Raw genomic sequence first — 21,350 nt, forward strand, 5'->3', positions numbered from 1 at the left:
CGGCGCCCTTTCCGGGTCGGCTCTGCCGGACGGGAGCGTGCGCCGAATTCATCTCGTTTTAGTCCCGGCCGACACCCCACCCCGTCCCCGACCCCAGGCGGCAATCTCAGCCTCGCCGGCGATTGAGGAGCGGGGTACGGGGCGGAGCCCCGGTCTTTGACCCGCACCTGGCCAGTCTCGCGAGGCGATCTCAGCCCCTCCGGCGATTGAGGAGCGGGGTACGGGGCGGAGCCCCGGATCCCTGAGCCGCACCTGGCCAGTCTCGCTGGGCACGTTCAGCCGGCAGCGGCACAACGGGGTCGCCGGCCGCCAAGGCCTGGGCCTAGGCGAAGACCACCGTGCGGGAGCCGTTCAGCAGCACGCGGTGCTCGCTGTGCCACTTCACCGCGCGGGCCAGCGCCTGGCACTCCACGTCCCGCCCGATCGCCACCAGCTGGTCGGGGGTGACCTCGTGCCCCACCCGCTCGACCTCCTGCTCGATGATCGGCCCCTCGTCCAGGTCCGCCGTCACGTAGTGCGCCGTGGCACCGATCAGCTTCACACCCCGCGCGTGCGCCTGGTGGTACGGCTTCGCGCCCTTGAAGCTCGGCAGGAAGGAGTGGTGGATGTTGATGATCCGCCCGCTCAGCTCCTTGCACAGGTTGTCCGACAGCACCTGCATGTACCGCGCGAGCACCACCAGCTCGACGTTCTCGGCCCGTACGAGCTCCAGCAGCTCCGCCTCCGCCTCCGCCTTCGTGTCCTTCGTCACCGGGATGTGCACGAACGGGATGTCGTACGAGCCGACCAGCTCCGCGAAGTCGGTGTGGTTGGACACCACGGCCGCGATCTCGACCGGCAGGGCCCCGATCCGCGAGCGGAACAGCAGGTCGTTGAGGCAGTGGCCGAACTTCGACACCATCAGGATGATCCGCATGCGCTCCTCGGAGCGGTGGATCTGCCAGTCCATCTTGAACGAGTCGCCGATCGCGGCGAAGCTGGCGCGCAGCTTCTCCACCGTCACCGCGGGCTCGGCCTCGAAGTGCACCCGCATGAAGAAGAGCCCGGTCTCCCGGTCTCCGAACTGCTGGCTGTCCACGATGTTGCAGCCGGTCATGAAGAGGTAGCTCGACACGGCGTGCACGATGCCCTGCTTGTCGGGGCAGGACATGGTCAGGACGTACTGGGGCTGCTGCTGGGCCTGGGCCTCGGGGTGCGGGTCGCTCATGACCCCGAAGTTTTTCACACGGTTCGGGTGAGGATCCTCAACACTTCCAGCGACCGCGGCCGGGCGTCCGGGTCGTCGCCGTCCGCCGTGGCCAGGCGTACGTGTGCCTCGCGTGCGGCGCGGACGGCCTCGGGCCATGCGTGGTGCTCCAGGTAGGCGGAGACGGGGGCGTCGGGGCCGACCTGGTGGAGGATGCGCAGCACCCGCAGTACGGCGAGGTCGACGAGGGCCGCCTCCTGGGAGTCGCGGAAGATCGTGCCGACGTACTTCTCCGCGGACCAGCTGTCGAGCCAGGTGTCCTCGACGAGCCGGTACACGGCGTCGGTGACGTCCCCGTAGCCTTCGAGGCCGGCCAGCCAGGTGTCCTCGTGGAAGGCCGGATCGGAGAGCATGTGCAGCGCCGAGCGCACGTTGCTGCGCCAGCGCCACCACGGCATGTCATTGAGGGGCATGCCGCCCATGGTGGAGGAGCGGCCGCCGCGGCGGGAAGAGTTCTTCGAACCTTGGGCGAATGTCACGCTCTCGATCGTACGTTCCCGCTCTGCGCGATCTTCAGGCACTGGTGAACAAACGGAGGCGAAGCTTCCCCCCGGCAATTCACCTTGGCGTCACCGAATGTTGTGTACACCTCACTACTCCGTTACCCGCGGGGCGGAATGGTGCATGGACATGACCGATCGGCGACGCACAGCACACCTCTCCCGCACCCTCCTGGCCACGACCCTGGGTGCGTGCCTCGTCGCCGGATGCGGGGTGCTCCCCGGAGGCTCGGGGGGCTCCGGGGACACCATCACCGTCATGACCTTCGCCCCCGAGAACACCAAAGCGACCAACATGCCCGGAATGCCCGGCATGGCCAAGGCGTACGAGCGCTGGGTGAACTCCAAGGGCGGCATCAACGGCCACAAGCTCCGCGTCCTGACCTGCAACGAGAAGAACACCCCCAACGGCGCCGCCGACTGCGCCCGCAAGGCCATCGCCGAGAAGGCCGTCGCCGTCGTCGGCTCCTACAGCCAGCACGGGCGCGCCTTCATGGCCCCGCTGGAGGCCGAGGGCATCCCCTTCATCGGCGGGTACGGGGTCTCCTCCGAGGAGTTCCAGTCCCCGCTCTCCTACCCCGTCAACGGCGGCCAGCCCGTCCTCCTCGCCGGCGCCGGCCACCAGCTGGGCCGCGCCTGCAGCCAGGTCGCCCTGGTCCGCCCGGACACCCTCGCGGGCGACTCGCTGCCGGTCCTGCTCAACTCCGGGCTCCGGGCCAACCAGATGGCCGACGCCTCCGACATCCGCGCCGCCGAGGACTCCGCCGACTTCACGACGCAGGCCCGCCAGGCCCTCACCAACGCGACCGCCACCAAGGAGCGGGGCTGCGTGACGGCGGTGCTCGGCGAGCGCACCGAGACCTTCTTCGACGCCTTCCGCCGCGAGGACGTCAAGAACAAGAAGCCGCAGATCTCCTCCGTCCTCGGCAGTGTCAGCCAGGCGCTGGTGGACCGCACCGGCGGCCGGGAGAGCCCCTTCGAGGGCGCGTACGTCACCAGCTGGTACCCGGTGGCCACCGACCCGCTCTGGCAGCCGATGCGCAAGGTGATCTCCGACTACGCCTTCGGCGACGACTCCGTGGACCCCGACGACAGCGGGACGCAGACCACCTGGATCGCGTACACGGTGCTGAACGAGGTCGTGAAGCGCTTCAAGGAGGGCGAGGACATCAGCGCCCGCAAGGTCTCGCGGGCGCTGAACCAGTCGCAGGCCGTCAAGACCGGCGGCCTCACCCCGGACCTGAGCTGGCGCTACCAGGACATGCGCGCCGTCGCCGGCTTCCCCCGCATGGTCAACGGCCGGGTCAGCTTCCAGATCGTCCAGTCCGGCCGCCTCATCGCCCAACCGGGCGAGCAGTCCGTGGACATGACGAGCACCCTGGAAGCAGCCCCGCGCGCCGCCTAGGTCCCGTACGCGCCCGGGGACCCGTACGAGGTCACGACGACGTCCTCGCCGGGCAGCAGCCAGTAGTCCTGGCCGACGGGCTCCAGGAACAGCTCCAGGAGCTCCGACCCGTTGTTGCCGACCAGCATCGGGACGGGGTGCCCGAGCTTGCGGATCCCGTCCGCGCTGAAGTCCCCCTCCAGCTCGGCCATGTTCCGGGTCAGAGGCTCGGTGATCCGCGCCATGGTCAGCGGCTGGGCCTCCGGCTGCGGATCCGGGTGCGCCCCCGGCTGCGGACCGCCGCCGAACAGCCTCTGCCAGACAGCCCTCCTGCTGCTCACAGCTGTGACTTGTCCCGCTTGGTGAGGCCGTACTTGCTCGCGATGTTGTTCCACAGGGTCGCGGCCGACTCCTTGGCCTTCGTCGCCTCGCCGCTCGCCTTGTTGCCGGCGGCCGCGTTGTCGCTGTTCTTCGCCTTGCCGTCCTTGCAGCCCTTGTCGCCCTTGTCGCCCCGGTCGGCGGCCACGTCCTGCGCCCAGGCCGCGTAGCTGTTGTCGGCCGCCGCGGAGGACTGCCAGGCCTTGGTGAGCGCCGCGGTCAGCCGCGCGTTGTCCGGGAGCTGGTCCAGCTTCAGCTCCTGGAGACGGGTGACGAGCTCCTCGCGCTGGCGGGCCGCGTCGCGCAGGTCGGAGGCCGCCTGGTCGAGGTTCTTGCAGCTCTTGATGTCGTCCACGGCCTTGATCACCGCGGCCCGGCTGTCGTTGCTGTCCTCGAGGAGCTTGTCCAGCTGGACGGCCTGCGGCCGGCCCGGGTCCACCGGCGCCTCGCCGCCGGGCGCCGCGGAGCCGCCGCTGGTGGCGGGGGCGGAGGGCACCGCGCCCGGATCGTTGTTCTGCGGCTTGCCGTCACCGAGCAGCGAGCCGACGCCGAGCCCGACGACGGCCAGGCCGACGACCAGCGCGACGATGATCCCGGGCGACACCCTGCGGGGTGCCTCCGGCGGCGGGGGCGGGGCGTACTGCGGCTGGTGGTGCATCTGCTGCTGCGGCGGTACGGGGCCCTGCGCACGCGGCGGATACGGGCGCGGCGGCGGCTGCCGCAGCACCGGCTCCTGGACCGGCGGCAGTTGCTGGGTCTGCCCGACGGAGTCGTCCCCCCGGAACAACCCGTCGAACCCGGCGGCCGCGCCGGCACCGGGCCCGGCCGGCACGGGCGGGATGTACTGCGTCGCGGCCTCGTCACGCCCGCCGGGCGCGGCCGGCACGGGCGGGATGTACTGCGTAGCGGCGTCATCATGCCCGGCGGAAGCACCCGGCACGGCCGCCACGAACGGGCTCGCCGCCCCACCGGGACCCGCGGGACCACCCGGCACCGGCGGAATGTACTGCGTAGCGGCCTCGTCACGCCCGGCGGAAGCACCCGGCACGGCCGCCGCGAACGGGCTCGCCGCCCCACCGGGACCCGCGGGACCACCCGGCACCGGCGGAATGTACTGCGTGGCCGCCTCCGGCAGCGGCGGATAGCCGTAGCCGTGCGGCTGCCCCGGCCCCTCGTACCCGGGCCCCACCACGTGCCCCGGCTCCGCCGGATAGGCGTGGGGGTAGCCATAGGCCGGCCCGTCCTGCCCCTGCGGCTGGGCCGGGGCCTGGGCCGGATACCCCGGCTGCGCCGGCGGCTGCTCCGGGTACGCCGGACCCCACGGGGCACCCTGCTGGGGAACGCCCCCCTGTCCGTTCTCCGTCACCGGGACTCCTTCTCCGACTCGCCCGAACCTACGGAACCGTCGGCTCACGCTACCGTCCCTGCGGTTGGCGGCCAACGTCGGCCGATTCACCGTGAACCGGACAGCCCGGTTGTCTCCCCGAACGGTCTTGGGGGACTGGGAACAGCGCGAGCTGGTCGCTTCGGCTCTCGCAGGTCTTGCCCCCGCATGGGGTGCCTGTGGTCCTTGGCGGGCTCGTGGTCCCGCGTGTCCTGGGGTGGGGGACGGTCTGGCCGGTAGCTCTCCGCGCGACGATCCTCTGGTCGTGTGCGGTCACACCTGGCCGACGCCGTAGCCCGTGTCCCAGGGCGCGCCTGCCGATCGCCACCGCGGCCGCATGGTGGCCCGTGACGACGGCGGTCTTCGATTGCCGCTGGAGCGGCATCTTCCAGTGCTGGGCTCCCCAGCGGGAGGTGTAGGCGGGATCGACCGCGATGACGAGGAGGCCGCGGTGGTGGGCCATGCCGCGCAGTCGTTCCCGGAAGCGTGCGGTGGGGAGTCCGGAGACGGTGCGGCGGAAGGTCTTGCCGCGCTTGCCGCGTCCCGTGGTTTCGCGGCCGGTGGCCCGGGCGTCGTCGAAGCCGAGGTTCTCGATCGCCAGACCGGCGCAGCCGTTCGTCTTGGCCAGGTTGATCAGCTCGGTGATCGTGGCCCGCAGGCGCCCGTCGCGCTGTGATGCGGGGCCGCTCAGGTCGGTGGGCACGGTGACCGGCTCGCCGACCGGATTGCCGTGAGCATCCACGACACACGCGGCGAAGTGGTCCGCGTTGAGGTCCACGGCCAGCAACCGGATGTCCGTGGCGGCCAGCTCGGCGGGTGTGGGCAGCACCGTCTTGGGGGTGGACCAGGAGGCGTCGAGGTACCAGCGGTCGCGGACGGAATCGTGGGTGATGTCGTAGCGGACGGCACGGTTGGCGGTGATCCGGTCCAGCCACTCCTCACGCCGGTGGTTGAAGGTGACCGTGCAGTCGAGGCGGTAGCGGCCGCGCGGCGCGTTCGCCAGGTGCCGCAACGGTTCGGGCAGGACAAGGGTGACCGAGCCGTCGGCCGGGTTCACGGTGATCGTGTAGTTCCCGAAGGGTGCGCCGGACTCACCGTCGGCGGTCAGGAACATACGGGCCGCATCCCACCGCTCCCGCCACCCGGCCTCGGTGATCTGGGCATCCGCAAGGCGGTGCCGTATCTTCGCCAGTCTCCGGCCACCGACAACCATCGCCGGGTGCCCGGCCTTGATACGCCGTTCCACCTCAGCGAGGCGCGCGGTCAGCACCTGTAACCGGCACTGCTTCTGGGCACGTTCGGCCCCGTTCCGATATCCACGGACACCGCCCACACACCGCCCGCACGGTACCGCCAAACGCTTCCCGATCTTGGCGATGGCCCGGCGCAACGACGCCCGCTCATCGAACAGACACCGCAGCGAGAGCTGGTACTGATCCTCCGACGCGCGGGTGATCGCCCCCGCCCACCGAGACGACGACACCCGGGTCAGCGCCCGTTTGCGCTCTGCCCGCCGATTGTCCTTAGCCGGCACCATCCCGATCCGCACCCGCTCAGCCAGATCAGACCGGGCGTACCGGCCCAGATGTCCGCCGACGCCCCGGAAGACCTCGGCATCCCGGGCGGACAGGCGCAGACGATCCCGAATACGTGCACCGGTCGGAGCCGACACGGTGAACGGACCAGCCGGCACACGCAGCTCGCGCCTCCGCGTACCTCCACGGCGTGCCACGCGCCTTCTCACCAACCCGCACAGTAGTTCTGTCCGCCTCCGGCCAGAATGGCGATTCCGTCGACGGTGCGCGCCCACAACGCCGCCCGTTCACTCGTTCGTGCTGCCGATGGCCAAGCTCAGCGAACGGCGGAGCCATCAGCCGGCGACCCGGATCTCCAGGCGGGCGCCGAACTCGCGGACCGCGGCTTCCTCGCGGTACGGGTCCAGGCGGGTGCGGAAGTCCTCCAGGTATTCCGCGCCGCGGTTCGAGCGGAGGCCCTCCAGGAGGTCCGCGGCCCGGGTGGCCGTCTGGCAGGCCTGTTCCACCTCGCGTTGCTGGACCTGCGCCGCCGCCAGCAGCAGCAGGCCGATCGCCCGGCGGCGGGCCTTGCCCGGCGGGAGGCCCCGCAGCGCCTCCTCCGCCCGCCTCGCCGCCGCGTCCGCCTGGCCCAGGTCCCGGTGGCAGTGGGCCAGCTCGTCGGCGAGGTAGGCCTGGTCGAAGTGGCGGATCCACACCGGGTCGTCGCCCGACTCCGGCTCCGCCCGTTCGAGGGCCGTCACCGCCCGCCCCGACAGCACCGCCGTGGCCCTGGCGTCCCCGAGCAGGGCGTGCCCGCGCGCCTCGGCGGCGTAGAACATGGCCTCCACCCGCGGGGTGACCTGCCCGCGGGTGCCCTCCTGGGCGGCCCGGGCCAGCTGCGCGATCTCCCGCGGGTTGCCCAGTTCGGCGGCGAGGTGGCTCATGGACGCCGCCAGGACGTAGCCGCCGTACGAGCGGTCGCCGGCCGCCTGGGCCAGCCGTAGCGCCTGGATGTAGTAGCGCTGCGCCAGGCCCGGCTGGCCGGTGTCCACCGCCATGTAGCCGGCGAGTTCCGTGAGCCGGGCCACCGCCGCGAACAGGGCCCGGCCGACCGGTTCCCGGTACGAGCCGCCGATCAGCCCGGACACGACCGAGTTGAGGTAGTGCACGACCACCGGACGTACGTGCCCGCTGCCGAAGCGGTGGTCGAGCTCCTTGAGCGCCTCGGTCGTGGCGCGCACGGCCTCGACGTCGGACATGCCGACGCGCGAGCCGCCGCTGCGCGCCACCTGCGGGTCCGCCCCGGTGATCAGCCAGTCGCGGCTCGGCTCGACGAGCGCGGAGGCGGCCACGCTCGATCCGGCGAGGAAGTCGCGGCGGCCGACGTCGCTGCGCCACAGCTCGCTGACCTGCTCGATGGCACCGACGACGGTCGGGGAGAACTGGAGGCCGACGCCGGAGGCGAGGTTCTTGCCGTTGGCCATGCCGATCTCGTCGATGGTGACGGTCCGGCCGAGTTTGCGCCCGAGCGCCTCGGCGATGATGCCGGGGGCCCGGCCGCGCGGCTGCTGCCCGCGCAGCCAGCGGGCCACGGAGGTCTTGTCGTAGCGGAGGTCGAGACCGTGTTCCGCGCCGCACATGTTGACGCGCCGGGCGAGCCCGGCGTTGGAGCACCCGGCTTCCTGGATGAGCGCCTGCAGCCGTTCGTTCGGCTGGCGGGCGACGAGAGGCCTGGCTGCCATGAAAACCCCCTGAGGCCGCGGGTGATCGTTGGAATGATCACTTCCCGCCTGATGTGCGGAGAATCTTCCGCTCTGCGTCGTGTCGCTACCCAACTCCAGCGCCCCGACCTCCCACGCGCCCCCGTGCGTGCTCCGATGCGCCCCGTGTGCAGGATCGATGCTCCGCCCACCGGCTGGTTTACGCCCGTAACCCCAGGTGACCCGTGGAGTTGTGATGGGCGTGGAAGAGACCATCGGAGTCACGGAGACCGCACCCATCCCCAAGCAGCGCGGCGAACTGCTGCTGGACCATGCCGTGCGGTACGCGGAAGAACGGCACTGGGACGTCTTCGCCGGTACCTGGCTGGAGCCCGGGGACGGGCGGGAGCTGTGCTCCTGCGGGGCGGAGGACTGCGTGGCCCCGGGGGCGCACCCGGCGGTGAAGGACTGGGCGGCGCAGGCGACCGGCAGCGCGGTGCAGGTCCGCCGGATCTGGGGGAAGCGGCCGGAGGCCTCGATCCTGATGCCGACGGGCCGGACCTTCGACGCGCTGGACGTGCCGGACGCCGCCGGGTTCCTGGCGCTGGCGCGGCTGGAGCGGATGGAGCGCACGATCGGGCCGGTCACCCTCACGCCCGACCACCGGATGCTGTTCTTCGTACTGCCGGGCGCCGGGGCGAAGGTGCCGGACCTGGTGCGCAAGCTCGGCTGGTCCCCGTCCGCGATCGACCTGACGGCGCGCGGCGAGGGCGAGTACGTGGCCGCTCCGCCCACCCGCTTCGGCGGCCGGGGCGCGGTGCAGTGGGCGCGGCGGCCCACGCCGGCGAACCGGTGGCTGCCGGACACGGAGGAGCTCATCGACGCGCTGGCGTACGCGTGCGGCAGCGAGGCGGCGGCGGAGCGCAAGCGGCGCCAGGGCTGACCACTGACCACGCGGCGGATGCGGGCCCCCGACCTGGGGTGTTCCCGGGACATTACTGACCGGAAACTCATGACATAAGTAACTGCTCGGGCCTCTCCCCCTCCTCCTATCGTGAGGAGAGAACGACCAACGGGGACGTGACGAGAGGCAGGCGCATGCCGGACCAGGGTGATGCGACGGGCGGGACGTACGGGACGGGTGGCGCGCGATCCGCGCCGTCCGCCGTACGGGTGGAAGGTCTGTGGAAGCGCTTCGGCGAGCAGGTGGCCGTCGGCGGGATCGATCTGGAGCTGCCCGCGGGCAAGTTCATCGGTCTGGTCGGCCCGAACGGGGCGGGCAAGACGACGACGCTGTCGATGGTGACCGGGCTGCTGCGCCCGGACATGGGGCGGGTGGTCGTCGCCGGGCACGACGTGTGGGCGGACCCGGCGGAGGTGAAGTCGCGGATCGGCGTGCTGCCGGAGGGGCTGCGGCTCTTCGAGCGGCTGTCGGGGCGCGAACTGCTCGGCTACATGGGCCGGTTGCGGGGGCTTCCGGGCGAGGAGACCGACAAGCGGGCGACGCAGCTGCTGGACGTGCTGGACCTGGCGGGTTCGCAGCACAAGCTGGTCGTGGACTACTCGACGGGCATGCGGAAGAAGATCGGTCTGGCCGCGGCCCTGCTGCACAATCCCGAAGTGCTGTTCCTGGACGAGCCGTTCGAGGGTGTGGACCCGGTGTCGGCGCAGACCATCCGCGGGGTGCTGGAACGTTACACCGCGTCCGGTGCCACCGTCGTCTTCTCCTCCCACGTGATGGAGCTCGTCGAGTCGCTGTGCGACTGGGTGGCCGTCATGGCCGCCGGCCGGATCCGCGCCGCGGGCCCGCTGGCCGACGTACGGGGCTACGCGCCCTCCCTGCAGGCCGCCTTCCTCGAACTGGTCGGCGCGCACGGGCGCGACGCGGCCGGGGACTCCCTGGAATGGCTCGGCGGCGGCTCCGGGACGGCCTCCCGATGACCGCGAACGCGACCGTGAGCGGAGGCACGGCGAGCGCGACCGTCAGGGCCGCCGCCCCCGCCTCCCTGACCGCGATCTTCGTCCGCCTCAAGCTGTCGCTGATGCGCAACGGGCTGAAGGGCTCCTCGAAGCGCAAGGTGGTCTGGTTCACGACGCTGGCCTTCGCCCTCGTCGTCGGCTTCTTCGTCACGCTCGGCCTGGCCATGCTGCACGGCCACGCCCACGCGGGCACCGTCGTCGTGCTGCTGGCGGCGATCCTGGCGCTCGGCTGGAGCGTCATGCCGCTGTTCTTCCCCGCCGGGGACGAGACCCTCGACCCGAGCCGGCTGGTCATGCTGCCGCTGCGCCCGCGTCCGCTCGTACGGGCCCTGCTGGCCTCCTCGCTGGTCGGCATCGGGCCGCTGTTCACGCTGTGCCTGGCCGTCGGCTCGGTGCTGGCGGTCGCGCGGGGCGGCGCGGGGGTGGCGGCCGCGGTGGTGGCCGTACCGCTGCTGCTGCTCGGCTGCGTGGCCCTGGCCCGGGCGGTGGCCACGGCCAACGTGCGGCTGCTGACCAGCCGCAAGGGGCGTGACCTGGCGCTGCTCAGCGGTCTGCTGATCGCGGTGGGCGCGCAGGTGGCCAACTTCGCCAGCCAGCGCCTGTTCCAGGCGGGCGGGCTGTCCCAGCTGGAGCCGGCCGAGGCGGTGGTGCGGTGGCTGCCGCCGGCGACGGCCGTCGGCATGGTGGACTCGGCGAGCGAGGGCGCGTACGGGGTGGCGGCGGCGCAGCTCGCCCTCACGGTCGGGGCGCTGGTCCTGCTGCTCTGGTTCTGGGAGCGCAGCCTGACCAAGCTGATGGTCACACCGGACGGTTCGACCCTCGCGGCCGCGAAGCCGGCCAAGGACCGCGGCGCGGGAGGCTTCTGGTCGCTGCTGCCGGGCGGGCGGACCGGGGCCGCCATGCAGCGCACCCTGCGCTACGTGGTCCGCGACCCGAAGACGAAGTCCGCCTGGGTGACGGCGCTGGCGATCGGGCTGATCATCCCGGTCTTCAACGCCCTCCAGGGGACGGGCTCCCTCTACCTCGCCTGTTTCGGCACCGGCATGCTCGGCGTGCAGATGTACAACCAGTTCGGGCAGGACACGTCGGCGTTCTGGATGGTCGCGCAGACCATTTCGGGCCCGCGCGACGCGTACGTGGAGCTGCGCGCCCGGGCCGCCGCGCTGGCCCTGGTGACCGTCCCGTACACGGTGCTCGTCACGGTGGTCACGGCCGCGCTCGTCGGCAACTGGACCGGGCTGCCCGCGGCCTTGGGCCTGGCGCTGGCCCTGCTCGGCTCGATGCTCTGCACGGGGGCGCTGGCCTCGGCCCGCTTCCCGTACTCCATCCCGACGGACGGCGCCTTCAAGAACGTCGCCCCGGGGCAGGGCGGGCTGGCCTGGGCGGGCATCTTCGGCGGCATGCTGACGTCGGCGGTGATCTGCGCCCCGATGATCGCGCTGGCGATCTGGCTGGCCGTGGCCGACCACCAGGGCATCTCCTGGCTGCTGCTCCCGCTGGGCGTGGCCTGGGGCATGCTAGCGGCCTGGGCGGGCCTGCGCCTCGCGGCCCCGACGGTGGCCCGGAAGCTGCCGGAGATCCTGCTGGCGGTGAGCAAGGGCTGAGGGAGCCCGGCCGGTCGTCGGACCGACAGAACCGCCCTCCCAGAGGAGTCATGACTCCCTGGGAGGGCTGCGGTTTCTGCTCGGGGTGGTGCGGCCGGTGCGGCCGGTTCAGCCGGCTATGAGAACCGCGAGTACAGCGATCGATCCGGCGAAGACGACGACGTGCCGGAGGTTCTGGAGGTAGGGCATGACCCAGCGGGGGAAGCCGGTCTCGGCGGCGGCGAGCATGGACCTGACGTCGATGCGCTGCAGTTCGGCGTCACCGCTCTTCGCGAAGGCGGCGGTCACGGACGGCACGGCGGTCAGGTTCGAGTAGAGGATCACGCAGTTCACGAGGACGACGAGCGGCTGGATGATCCAGGAGAGGGTCTCGGCGACCGGGCTCCCGGCGAGGGTGAACGCGGCGGGGACCAGCAGGGCCGTGGCTATGCCGACCGGCGCCCAGGTCTCGTGACCACCGGCGTCGACCCGCATCCCGTTCTCGGCCATGACCGTGGTCCGCACGCCCTGCCGGGCCAGCTCGGCCTCGACGGCGGCCTGCGCGCGCCCGCCGTAGCGGCTGCGGACGAGCGGGATGCTCAGGAAGGCGAGCGCGATCAGGATCTGCAGTGCCGCGGTGTAGCCGTTCATCGTGGTCCCTCTTTCCTGGGGTTCTGCCTGGTGACGTCGTCACAGTGACAGCGCCTCCTGACAGACCCCGGAGACCCCGCTGACAGCCCGCTGACACCGGTCCCGCCTCCCGTGTAGCGTGGTGATCTTCGGGTGGCGCAGTCCCCCGGAGTCATCAAGGTGAATGCCCCTGGCCGTTGGCGAACTTCCTGTCGCGTGGAGCCTGGCCCCCGCGGATGCGCGGGCGGGGTGGCGTGCGTTGTGGTGGAGCGCGGGGGCCCGACGGCGCGCTCGCCGTGATGCTGGTCCAGGAGCGGTACCTGAGCCGCGGGAAGTACCCGAGGGGCTGGATCGGTTGGCGCGTACAGCAGCCGTTCGACGCCGAGTTGCTCATCGTGTCCGGTCGGGGCGAGCGGCGTACACCGGTCGGCGGCATCGGCATGCGGCCCGGTCACCTGGCCCTGCTGCCGGAGTCCCGGTTCCTCCTCGTGGCCGGTCGAACCCGCCCCGATGGGGAGGGCTCCTGTTGGTCGGCGACGGGTGCGTGGTCACCGGCGAGGAGCGGGTCCGCCTCCCCGGCCGGGTCGTCATGCGGTGCGGGCAGGGACGTGATGGCGTGCTGTGGTTGCGCGCCGGTGACAGCTGGGTGCGCATCGAGGCCTGAACTGCCGCCGGGCGGCTCAGATCTGTGCTGCCTTGATGCCGTCCAGGAAGGGCTCCAGGGCCTCGCGCCAGGCCGTGGGGTGGTCGTAGTGGAGGTAGTGGCCCGCGTCCGGGATCTCGGCGTACTGGCCGGCCGGGAGGACGCGGACCATCTCCTGGGCTTCGGCGCGGCCCAACTCGCCGTCCAGGCCGCGGACCACGAGCGTCGGGCAGCGGACCTGGGCCAGCTCCTCCCAGTGGGCGTCGTGGACCCAGGTCTCGCGGGCCGTCAGCATCTGGCGGCGGGAGAAGAGGGGGCGCCAGCCGTCCGGGGCCTCGTGCATGACCTCGGCGAAGAAGGCGCCGCGGCCGGGGTCGGGGCGCTCCACCCGGGGGTCGTCCTCGCCGAACCAGCGGCGGGCGGCGTCCTGGGTGGGGAAGGGCAGCGGCCAGCGGCGGAACCAGTCCTCCCACTCCTGCTGCGAGGCTTCGCCGAGGGCGGAGGCGCGCATGTCGCAGATGACGAGGGCTTCGACGAGGTCCGGGCGGCGGGCGGCGAGCTGCCAGGCGGTGAGGGCGCCCATGGAGTGGCCGATCAGGGTCACAGGGGCCAGGCCGAGCTGCTCGATGACGGTCTCCGCGTCGGCGACGAAGGCCTCGCGGCCGAGGGCGGACGGGATGTCCCGGTCGGCGGGCGGGCGGTCGCTCTGGCCGTGGCCGCGCTGGTCCAGGGCCACGACTCGGCGGTGCTCGCCGAGCCAGCGGGCGGTGCCGGCCCAGTGGAAGGCGCGGCCCATCAGCCCGTGGAGTAACAGCACGGCGGGGCGGGTGTCCTGACCGGAGCCCGCTCGGCCCGCCGCGGGGCCGCCGGCCGGCTCGGCCGCCGGTTCGAGGAACTCCCAGGCGGCCAGACGCACGCCGTCGGCCGCCGTCACATCGATGCGCTGTACCACCGAGGATGCACCCCCTTCACTCCCGGCCAGACTATCGAACACGTATTCGAAAACGGGCGTTCTGCCGCCAACACCGCTCTTTCGAGTGACCTTGCTCAAGGATTGGGCGCCGCTGCCGATGGAGATCCTTTCAACAGGGAGGCGGGCCGCTCGGGGAAGACGGTCCGAAGGGGATGACCTTGAGAGCTCGGGGCTCCAGGTCAGCCAGGGGAGGACCGGTCCCGGCGCCGCGAGGCGCCGGGACCGCCCACATCCACATCCTGAGCCGTACGGGTGGCCTCGCGGGCGAAATCCGCGTCAACACGTCCGCAGATGCATCAACGCCTGTGTCAACGCCCGCCCGCGTCAGCGGTTCCGCGTCAACGGCTTCCCGTCAACGACTCGCGTCGGCAGTCAGCGCTTGGCCACGAACACATGCGAGGCGATCTCCGCCTCCAGCTCGGCGGCCTCCCCGCCGGAGCCGACGAGCACCCCGCCCGGGGACTCCGTCACGCTCACCACCGAACCGGGCTGCACGCCCGCGCGGCGCAGCGTGTACATGAGCTGCGCGTCCGTCTGGATCGGCTCCCCGATCCTGCGCACGACCACGGTCTTGCCCTCGCTGCCCGGGTCCAGCTCGGACAGGCTGATCATGCCGTCCGCCAGGAAGGGGTCCGCCTCGGCCTTCTCGCCCAGCTCCTCCAGCCCCGGGATCGGGTTGCCGTACGGAGACTCGGTCGGGTGGCGCAGCAGTTCCAGCACGCGCCGCTCCACCGCCTCGCTCATCACGTGCTCCCAGCGGCAGGCCTCGGCGTGCACCTGCTCCCACTCCAGGCCGATGACGTCGACGAGCAGGCACTCGGCGAGCCGGTGCTTGCGCATGACGCGCGTCGCCAGCCGCCGGCCCTCCTCCGTGAGCTCCAGGTGACGGTCGGTGGCGACGGACACCAGCCCGTCCCGCTCCATGCGCGCCACCGTCTGGCTCACCGTCGGACCGCTCTGGTCGAGCCGCTCGGCGATCCGGGCGCGCATGGGGACCACGCCTTCCTCTTCCAGCTCGAGGATGGTGCGGAGATACATCTCCGTGGTATCGATCAGTCCGGACATTCGTGCCCCTCGGATTGCGTGCGCTGGCCCTGCCCCCAATTCTGACGCATCGGGCCGACAACCGTCCCGTGCCGAGGGTCAAGCCCAGTCCCGGACATCTGCCGGACATCGCGCGGCCGGGATTGACGTTCGTATTGACAGGCCCTTGGTCCAGACCGCACGGTGAGCGGCGGACACGGACGTACCCCACCTCTGGAAGGGCCATCGGCGTATGAGCGAGAGCAAGCTGGCCGGTCAGTTCCTCGACGCGGCCATCGGCCTGCTGGAGCGGGTGCGCGACGAGGAGGCCGCGCGGATCGCCGAGGCCGGCTCCCTCATCGCCGACGCCGTGGCAGCCGGGAACCGGCTCTTCGCCTTCGGCGCCGGGCACTCCTCGCTGCCCGCCCAGGACGTGGTCTACCGGGCCGGCGGGCTCGCCCTGATGAACTTCCTCGCCGTTCCGGGCACGGCCGGCATCGACGTCATGCCCGCGACGCTGGGCAGCGCCCTGGAACGGGTCGACGGCCTGGCCGGCGCCGTCCTGGACAGCAGCCCCGCCTCCGACGGCGACGTCCTCGTGATCATCTCCCTCTCCGGGCGCAACGCCCTGCCGGTCGAGATGGCCATGAACGCCCGCGCGATCGGCCTCAAGGTGATCGGCGTGACCTCGGTGGCGTACGCGACGGAGACCAAGTCGCGGCACGTCTCGGGCACCTTCCTCAAGGACCACTGCGACGTGGTCCTCGACAGCAAGATCGCGGTCGGCGACGCCGAGCTCAGCCTCGACGGCATCGACGCCCCCTTCGCCCCCGCCTCCACCGTCGTGACCAGCGCGATCATGCAGGCGGTCATGGCCGCGGCGGCCGGCGGGCTCGTCGACCGGGGCATCGAGCCCCCGCTCCTGCGCTCGGGCAACGTCGACGGCGGCCACGAGTGGAACGGCCGCGTCATGCAGGAGTACGGGGACCGGATCTTCTTCCGCCACTGACGCCGGACGGCGTACGCCGTGGGTCGCTACGGGGCGTGGCCCGCCAGGTCCAGATCGGCCGCCACCCGGGCCGCGACCTCCTCCGCGTACTCCGCGTCCGCCCGCTCGAAGGCCGCCCGCGAGGGACCGCGTACGAAGGTCAGCGCCCCCACGGTCCGCCCCCGGCTGCGCAGCACCGTGCACAGCACGTGCGCCGCGCCCTCGGGCCACTGGCGGGCCCGCGCCCATTCCCCGTCGGCCTGCCCGCGCGGGGCGCTGGTCCGCACCGAGCCGATCCGGTCCAGCGCCTGCAGCGCCGGATGCCCGGCCTCGTACCGTACGGGGATCGCGCCGGGCCCGGGCAGCGCCGGGGGCGAGACGGCCGACCGTACGAGCCTGCGCCGCTCGGGGCCGGCCGAGGGGTCCAGGATGTCCAGCAGGGCGTGCTCGGCGAAGCCGGCCAGGGCGTACTCCAGGCGTACGGCGGCCGCCTCGGCCGGGTCCTCGCACTCGGCGGCGGCCCGCCCCGCGCGGTGCAGCTGGTGCGCGCGGAAGCGCAGCTGCGCGGTGTCCAGCTGGGCCTGCCGGGCCTCGGTGACGTCCTGGAACAGCCAGCCCACCCCGAGCGGCACCGGCTCCTCCGCGAGCGGCGAGGCCAGCCGCAGGAAGCCGCACCGCCAGCACCGGCGCCGCACCCCTTCGGCCGTACGCACCGACACCCACAGCTCGACGGGCGCGGGCGGGGCCCCCTCCGCGAGCACGTGCTGGAGGGCGCCCTCCAGCTCCTCCACGCCCTGGGTCAGCAGCTCCCCGAGCGGGCGGCCGAGCAGGGCGGTGCGGCCCGAGCCGAAGGCCCGGGCGGCGTGCGCGTTGACGACGGCCGGGCGCAGGTCCACGTCGACGAGGACCACGCCCCAGGAGGCGTCGTCCAGCAGGGCCTCGCTCAGTGCGATGGACCGCTCCAGGTCGATCTGGGCGTGCACCTCGCTGAAGGCGCAGTACACCCCGGCGGGCTTCCCGTCGGCGCCCGGCACCCCGGCGGACTGGGTCCGTACGAGGACGCGCCCGCCGTCCTTGGTCAGCAGCGCGAACTCGTGCACCTGCCGCCCGGGCACGGCCTGGGCGGCCATGAGTCTGTCCTGCACGTCCTGCGCGTCGGCGGCCCGCACCGCCCACCCCTCGAACCCCTTGCGCCCCACGGCCTCGGCCGCGGACCAGCCCAGGATCCGCTCGGCCTCGCGGTTCCAGTGGGTGATCACACCGTCGGAGTCGAACGCGCACAGGGCGGCGTCCATCCCGTCCAGCAGCGCTGCGAGCAGATCGTCGGCGGTCTCACGTCCGAAAGCACTCACCTGGCACCCCCTGCAGGTGTTCGCGTGTGCGGCACGTCAGATCATTCAACTGGAACGTGACGCAGCCCACACCGCTTTCCGCGGATTGGCACGCGAAATAAACGGTTGTGCCGGTGGGGGCGGGTGCCTAGGCTCTGCCGTACACGAGAAGGGAGGTGGTTCCCGAAATGTACGGAAACCGGACGCGTGAGGTGGCTGCGGGCTAAGCGCCCGTCGTCGCACGCACCCAGTGCGGTGCCCGGCGGATCGCCTGGCGCCAATCCACAGCAGTCACCCGACCCGCGGGCTCGCCGGTACGTCCGGCCGGCCTCTCCCACTGCAGGGGAGAGACCCGAGCTCGCGGGTCGTCTGCGTTTTCCGCTCCCACTCGGGGAGGCGGGGGACGGGCCGGGACCCGAGGGGCCCGACCGGCCGGCTCCCGCTCGGGGCGGCGGGGCCCGACCGGTCAGCGCCCCACGGCTACGGGCAGAGGCGCTCGATGCGCCACTTCTCCCCGTCCAGGACGTACCGCAGGCGGTCGTGGAGGCGGTTCTCGTGGCCCTGCCAGAACTCCACCTCGTCCGGGGTGACCCGGAAGCCGCCCCACCGCGGCGGGACGGGGACCTGTTCGCCCTCCGGGTAGCGGTCGGCGAGCTCTGCGTAGCGGCGGTCCAGCTCCGCGCGCGAGCCGATCACGCTGGACTGCTCGCTCGCCCAGGCGCCCAGCTGCGAGCCGTGCGGGCGGGAGCGGAAGTACGCCGCCGTCTCGTCGCGGCCGATCCGGGTCGCCGTACCGGTGACGATGACCTGGCGGGCGATCGGGTGCCAGGGGAAGAGGAGCGCGATGTGCGGGTTCAGGTCGAGTTCGCGGCCCTTGCGGGACGCGTAGTTCGTGAAGAAGACGAAGCCGCGCTCGTCGTACTGCTTCAGCAGCACCGTGCGGGAGCTGGGGCGGCCGTCGGGGGTCGCCGTCGAGACGACCATCGCGTTCGGTTCAAAGACGTGCGCGTCGGCGGCCTGCTGGAACCACGCGGCGAACTGCCGCATCGGGTCCTCGGCGAGACTCTCCTCCTCGACGATCTGCGAGCGGTACTGCTTGCGCATGGTGGCGGGATCAAGGTCCTGGTCGGTCACGCGGGCCATCCTGCCGCAGGAACACCGCCGGGGGTGTGCCGTATGTCACGCTTCCGCAGTCCATCGGGAACGGACAAAATCTTGGGGCCGGTCCGAGGGTCCCCACACGGGTGACCATCGGCCGTCCCGGGCATCAACGGGGATGACCGCGCCGGACCGCGAATCACGCCGGGAGCCGCGCGTGTTCGCACTATTTGAGGAGCCGCCTGATGTCCGACTTCGTACCCGGGCTCGAAGGGGTCGTCGCGTTCGAGACGGAGATCGCCGAACCCGACAAGGAAGGCGGTGCGCTGCGCTATCGCGGGGTCGACATCGAAGACCTCGTCGGGCACGTCTCCTTCGGGAACGTCTGGGGTCTGCTGGTCGACGGTGCCTTCAACCCCGGTCTGCCGGCCGCCGAGCCCTTCCCCATCCCGGTCCACTCCGGTGACATCCGCGTCGACGTGCAGTCCGCGCTCGCCATGCTCGCCCCCGTGTGGGGTCTGAAACCGCTGCTCGACATCGACGTCCAGACCGCCCGCGACGACCTGGCGCGCGCGGCCGTCATGGCGCTGTCCTACGTCGCCCAGTCCGCCCGCGGGCAGGGCCTGCCGATGGTGCCGCAGAAGGAGATCGACAAGGCCGAGTCCGTCGTCGAGCGGTTCATGATCCGCTGGCGCGGCGAGCCGGACCCGAAGCACGTCAAGGCCGTCGACGCGTACTGGACCTCGGCCGCCGAGCACGGCATGAACGCCTCCACCTTCACCGCGCGGGTGATCGCCTCCACCGGCGCGGACGTCGCCGCGGCGCTGTCGGGTGCCGTCGGCGCGATGTCCGGGCCGCTGCACGGCGGGGCGCCGTCCCGCGTGCTCGGCATGATCGAGGAGATCGAGCGCACCGGCGACGCCGTGGCGTACGTGAAGAAGGCCCTGGACAAGGGCGAGCGGCTGATGGGCTTCGGGCACCGCGTCTACCGTGCCGAGGACCCGCGCGCCCGGGTGCTGCGGCGCACGGCCAAGGAGCTGGACGCGCCGCGCTACGAGGTCGCCGCCGCGCTGGAGAAGGCCGCGCTGGAGGAGCTGCACGCGCGCCGCCCCGACCGGGTGCTGGCCACGAACGTGGAGTTCTGGGCCGCGATCATGCTGGACTTCGCGGAGGTCCCGGCGCACATGTTCACCTCGATGTTCAGCTGCGCCCGTACCGCCGGCTGGTCGGCGCACATCCTGGAGCAGAAGCGCACGGGCCGCCTGGTGCGGCCGTCGGCCCGCTACATCGGGCCGGGGCGCCGCAACCCCCAGGAGATCGAGGGGTACGCGGACATCGCCTCCACCGCCTGATCCTGCCGCTCGCAGTGGCCTGGGCGCCGTGTCCCCTTCCGGTTCGGGGGTGCGGCGCCCTGTCGCGTTCAGGAGGTCAGGGTGGCCTCGATGATGCGGGACCACTGGGCGACCACGCGGGCGCGGCGGGCCGTGTCGTCGGTCAGTACGTTGGCCAGGCCCAGGCCGCGGGCCATGTCCAGGAGGCCCTGCACGGTCTCCCGTACGCCGGGCACGGACTCGTCGGCGCCCAGCAGTTCGACGGCGATGCGGTGGGTCTCGCGGCCGACCCGGGCCTCCAGCTCGGAGACGCGGGGGCGCAGCTGCTCCTCGTTGGAGGCGGCGACCCAGAGCTGGAGGGCGGCCCGGAAGAGGGTGCCCGTGTACAGGTCCACCAGCGCTTCCACGGCGGCGGGGCGGGCGGCCGGGCCGGCCTGGAAGAGGTCGCGCAGGGCCGTGGAACGCTCCTCGGCCACGTACTCGACGGCGGCGGTGAAGAGGTCCTCGCGGGTGGGGAAGTGGTGCTGGGCCGCGCCCCGGGACACTCCGGCCCGTTCGGCGACGACGGCGACGGTGGAGCCGGCCCAGCCGTGTTCGGCCAGGCAGGAGACGGCTGCCTCCAGGAGGTGGCGGCGGGTGACGCGGCTGCGGGCCTGCTTGGGGTGGCGGGGGTCGGTCACAGTGCCCATGAAGGCTCCCGGCGTTCGAAGCGGGCGGTGATGCCTTCGCGGGCCTCGGCGGACGCGAAGAGTCCTGCGGACAGCTCGGTGAGGCGGGCCCCGTCGTGGGCCAGGGCCTCGCGTACGGCGGCGGAGGTCAGTGCCTTCGTGGCCGCCAGGCCCCGGGGGGAGGCGGCGCGGAGTCCGGCGAGGACGGGCGCCAGTGCCGTGTCCACGTCCTCCGCGTGGAGGGTGAGCAGGCCGATGCGGGTGGCTTCTGCGGCGTCGAAGCGCTCGGCGGTGAGGAAGTAGCGGGAGGCGGCGCGGGGGTCGAGGCGCGGGAGTAGCGGCATGGAGATCACCGCGGGGGCGAGGCCGAGGTGGGTCTCGGTGAAGGCGTACGAGGACTGCGGCCCGGCGGCGGCGATGTCGCAGACGCCGAGCAGGCCCAGGCCTCCGGCCCGGACGTGTCCGGTGACGCGGGCGACGACCGGCTTGGGCAGCTCGGCGATCTCGCGGAGCAGGGCGAGAAAGTCGGCGGGGTCGCAGGGGGACTTGAGGTCGGCGCCGGCGCAGAAGGTGGTGCCGGTGTGGGTGAGGACGACGGCCCGGACCGCGGGGTCGGCGGCGTCGGCGAGGGACTCGCGGAGGGCTGCGACCAGGGCGGTGGAGAGGGCGTTGCGGTTGGCCGGGGAGTCGAGGGTGAGCGTGTGAATGCCGGTCGCCTTGGCGGCGTGCACGACGGGGGGCATGTCTCCTCCGGAGGGGGGTGGGCGGGGCCTCCTGAGGGAGGCTATGCGGTACCCGCTGCGCGGGGCTTGGCGGGCCTCCCGGGCGGGGGGCTGTTCCCGGGCCGGGGGCCGTTCCCGGGCCGGGGGCCGTTCCCGGGCCAGGGGCCGTTCCCGGGCCAGGGGCCGTTCCCGGGCCAGGGGCCGTTCCCGGGCCAGGGGCCGTTCCCGGGCCAGGGGCCGTTCCCGGGCCAGGGGCCGTTCCCGGGCCAGGGGC

Annotated in this window: 20 protein-coding genes; 7 read left to right on the forward strand and 13 right to left on the reverse strand. The window is 72.5% G+C overall.

Annotation, left to right across the window (positions count from 1 at the left end):
- Positions 1–322: 322 nt before the first annotated feature.
- Both purU and ACGFYU_RS36975 read right to left on the reverse strand, forming a co-directional pair.
- Positions 323–1,207 carry a formyltetrahydrofolate deformylase gene (gene purU, locus ACGFYU_RS36970; protein WP_393831693.1) on the reverse strand — a complete coding sequence of 295 codons (885 nt, stop codon included), beginning with the start codon at positions 1,205–1,207 and terminating at the stop codon, positions 323–325.
- Positions 1,208–1,221: 14 nt separating this feature from the next.
- Complete coding sequence (locus ACGFYU_RS36975) at positions 1,222–1,668, reverse strand: hypothetical protein (protein ID WP_393831712.1); 447 nt, start codon at positions 1,666–1,668, stop codon at positions 1,222–1,224.
- Between the two features lie 208 nt (positions 1,669–1,876).
- On the opposite strand from ACGFYU_RS36975, the gene ACGFYU_RS36980 reads away from it, so the two are divergent.
- Positions 1,877–3,151 carry an ABC transporter substrate-binding protein gene (locus tag ACGFYU_RS36980; RefSeq protein WP_393831694.1) on the forward strand — a complete coding sequence of 425 codons (1,275 nt, stop codon included), beginning with the start codon at positions 1,877–1,879 and terminating at the stop codon, positions 3,149–3,151.
- Here ACGFYU_RS36980 and ACGFYU_RS36985 read toward each other — a convergent pair.
- The 4 genes from ACGFYU_RS36985 to ACGFYU_RS37000 all read right to left on the reverse strand — a co-directional run bounded on the left by ACGFYU_RS36985 (position 3,148) and on the right by ACGFYU_RS37000 (position 8,148).
- Complete coding sequence (locus ACGFYU_RS36985; protein ID WP_393831695.1) at positions 3,148–3,471, reverse strand: hypothetical protein; 324 nt, start codon at positions 3,469–3,471, stop codon at positions 3,148–3,150. The two genes, ACGFYU_RS36980 and ACGFYU_RS36985, sit on opposite strands and share 4 nt — an antisense overlap.
- Positions 3,468–4,874 carry a hypothetical protein gene (locus ACGFYU_RS36990; protein ID WP_393831696.1) on the reverse strand — a complete coding sequence of 469 codons (1,407 nt, stop codon included), beginning with the start codon at positions 4,872–4,874 and terminating at the stop codon, positions 3,468–3,470. Before ACGFYU_RS36990 ends, ACGFYU_RS36985 begins: the two co-directional genes overlap by 4 nt.
- A 49-nt stretch (positions 4,875–4,923) precedes the next feature.
- Complete coding sequence (locus ACGFYU_RS36995; protein WP_393831697.1) at positions 4,924–6,564, reverse strand: hypothetical protein; 1,641 nt, start codon at positions 6,562–6,564, stop codon at positions 4,924–4,926.
- Between the two features lie 198 nt (positions 6,565–6,762).
- Entirely contained in the window at positions 6,763–8,148 is a 1,386-nt protein-coding gene (locus ACGFYU_RS37000) for a transcriptional regulator (RefSeq protein WP_393831698.1), read from the reverse strand.
- A gap of 214 nt (positions 8,149–8,362) precedes the next feature.
- On the opposite strand from ACGFYU_RS37000, the gene ACGFYU_RS37005 reads away from it, so the two are divergent.
- The 3 genes from ACGFYU_RS37005 (at position 8,363) to ACGFYU_RS37015 (ending at position 11,690) form a co-directional block, all read left to right on the forward strand.
- A complete protein-coding gene (locus ACGFYU_RS37005; RefSeq protein WP_393831699.1) occupies positions 8,363–9,049 on the forward strand; it encodes a bifunctional DNA primase/polymerase in 687 nt (228 codons plus the stop codon).
- A 155-nt stretch (positions 9,050–9,204) separates the two neighbouring features.
- Positions 9,205–10,047 carry an ABC transporter ATP-binding protein gene (locus ACGFYU_RS37010; RefSeq protein ID WP_393831700.1) on the forward strand — a complete coding sequence of 281 codons (843 nt, stop codon included), beginning with the start codon at positions 9,205–9,207 and terminating at the stop codon, positions 10,045–10,047.
- Positions 10,044–11,690 carry a transporter gene (locus ACGFYU_RS37015; protein ID WP_393831701.1) on the forward strand — a complete coding sequence of 549 codons (1,647 nt, stop codon included), beginning with the start codon at positions 10,044–10,046 and terminating at the stop codon, positions 11,688–11,690. The genes ACGFYU_RS37010 and ACGFYU_RS37015 overlap by 4 nt, the downstream gene beginning before the upstream one ends.
- Positions 11,691–11,798: 108 nt before the next feature.
- On the opposite strand, the gene ACGFYU_RS37020 is transcribed toward ACGFYU_RS37015, so the two are convergent.
- A complete protein-coding gene (locus ACGFYU_RS37020; RefSeq protein WP_393831702.1) occupies positions 11,799–12,320 on the reverse strand; it encodes a hypothetical protein in 522 nt (173 codons plus the stop codon).
- 505 nt (positions 12,321–12,825) lie between these two features.
- Here ACGFYU_RS37020 and ACGFYU_RS37025 point away from each other — a divergent pair.
- Positions 12,826–12,963, forward strand: a complete 138-nt coding sequence (locus ACGFYU_RS37025; RefSeq protein ID WP_393831703.1) for a hypothetical protein — start codon at positions 12,826–12,828, stop codon at positions 12,961–12,963.
- Between the two features lie 16 nt (positions 12,964–12,979).
- Here the strand turns inward: ACGFYU_RS37025 and ACGFYU_RS37030 are convergent, their stop codons facing one another.
- Together ACGFYU_RS37030 and ACGFYU_RS37035 are read right to left on the reverse strand one after the other, a co-directional pair.
- Positions 12,980–13,894: an alpha/beta fold hydrolase gene (locus ACGFYU_RS37030; protein WP_393831704.1), complete on the reverse strand. Its 915-nt coding sequence runs from the start codon at positions 13,892–13,894 to the stop codon at positions 12,980–12,982.
- Positions 13,895–14,287: 393 nt separating this feature from the next.
- Entirely contained in the window at positions 14,288–14,980 is a 693-nt protein-coding gene (locus ACGFYU_RS37035; RefSeq protein ID WP_393831705.1) for a metal-dependent transcriptional regulator, read from the reverse strand.
- Between the two features lie 211 nt (positions 14,981–15,191).
- On the opposite strand from ACGFYU_RS37035, the gene ACGFYU_RS37040 reads away from it, so the two are divergent.
- The gene (locus tag ACGFYU_RS37040; RefSeq protein ID WP_393831706.1) at positions 15,192–15,947 is read left to right on the forward strand and encodes an SIS domain-containing protein; all 756 of its coding nucleotides are present in this window, start codon (positions 15,192–15,194) and stop codon (positions 15,945–15,947) included.
- 26 nt (positions 15,948–15,973) lie between these two features.
- Here ACGFYU_RS37040 and ACGFYU_RS37045 read toward each other — a convergent pair whose 3' ends face one another.
- Both ACGFYU_RS37045 and pdxH read right to left on the reverse strand, forming a co-directional pair.
- Positions 15,974–17,278, reverse strand: coding sequence for a PAS domain-containing protein (locus tag ACGFYU_RS37045; protein ID WP_393831707.1), 1,305 nt, complete (start codon positions 17,276–17,278; stop codon positions 15,974–15,976).
- A gap of 459 nt (positions 17,279–17,737) precedes the next feature.
- Entirely contained in the window at positions 17,738–18,400 is a 663-nt protein-coding gene (gene pdxH, locus ACGFYU_RS37050; protein ID WP_393831708.1) for a pyridoxamine 5'-phosphate oxidase, read from the reverse strand.
- A 200-nt stretch (positions 18,401–18,600) separates the two neighbouring features.
- On the opposite strand from pdxH, the gene ACGFYU_RS37055 reads away from it, so the two are divergent.
- Complete coding sequence (locus ACGFYU_RS37055) at positions 18,601–19,707, forward strand: citrate synthase 2 (protein ID WP_393831709.1); 1,107 nt, start codon at positions 18,601–18,603, stop codon at positions 19,705–19,707.
- Positions 19,708–19,775: 68 nt separating this feature from the next.
- Here the strand turns inward: ACGFYU_RS37055 and ACGFYU_RS37060 are convergent, their stop codons facing one another.
- Positions 19,776–20,375 carry a TetR/AcrR family transcriptional regulator gene (locus tag ACGFYU_RS37060; protein ID WP_393831710.1) on the reverse strand — a complete coding sequence of 200 codons (600 nt, stop codon included), beginning with the start codon at positions 20,373–20,375 and terminating at the stop codon, positions 19,776–19,778.
- Entirely contained in the window at positions 20,363–21,097 is a 735-nt protein-coding gene (locus ACGFYU_RS37065; RefSeq protein ID WP_393831711.1) for an enoyl-CoA hydratase family protein, read from the reverse strand. The genes ACGFYU_RS37060 and ACGFYU_RS37065 overlap by 13 nt, the downstream gene beginning before the upstream one ends.
- Positions 21,098–21,350: the final 253 nt, after the last annotated feature.

This window comes from Streptomyces sp. NPDC048337, assembly GCF_043201175.1.
Taxonomy (GTDB): Bacteria; Actinomycetota; Actinomycetes; order Streptomycetales; family Streptomycetaceae; genus Streptomyces.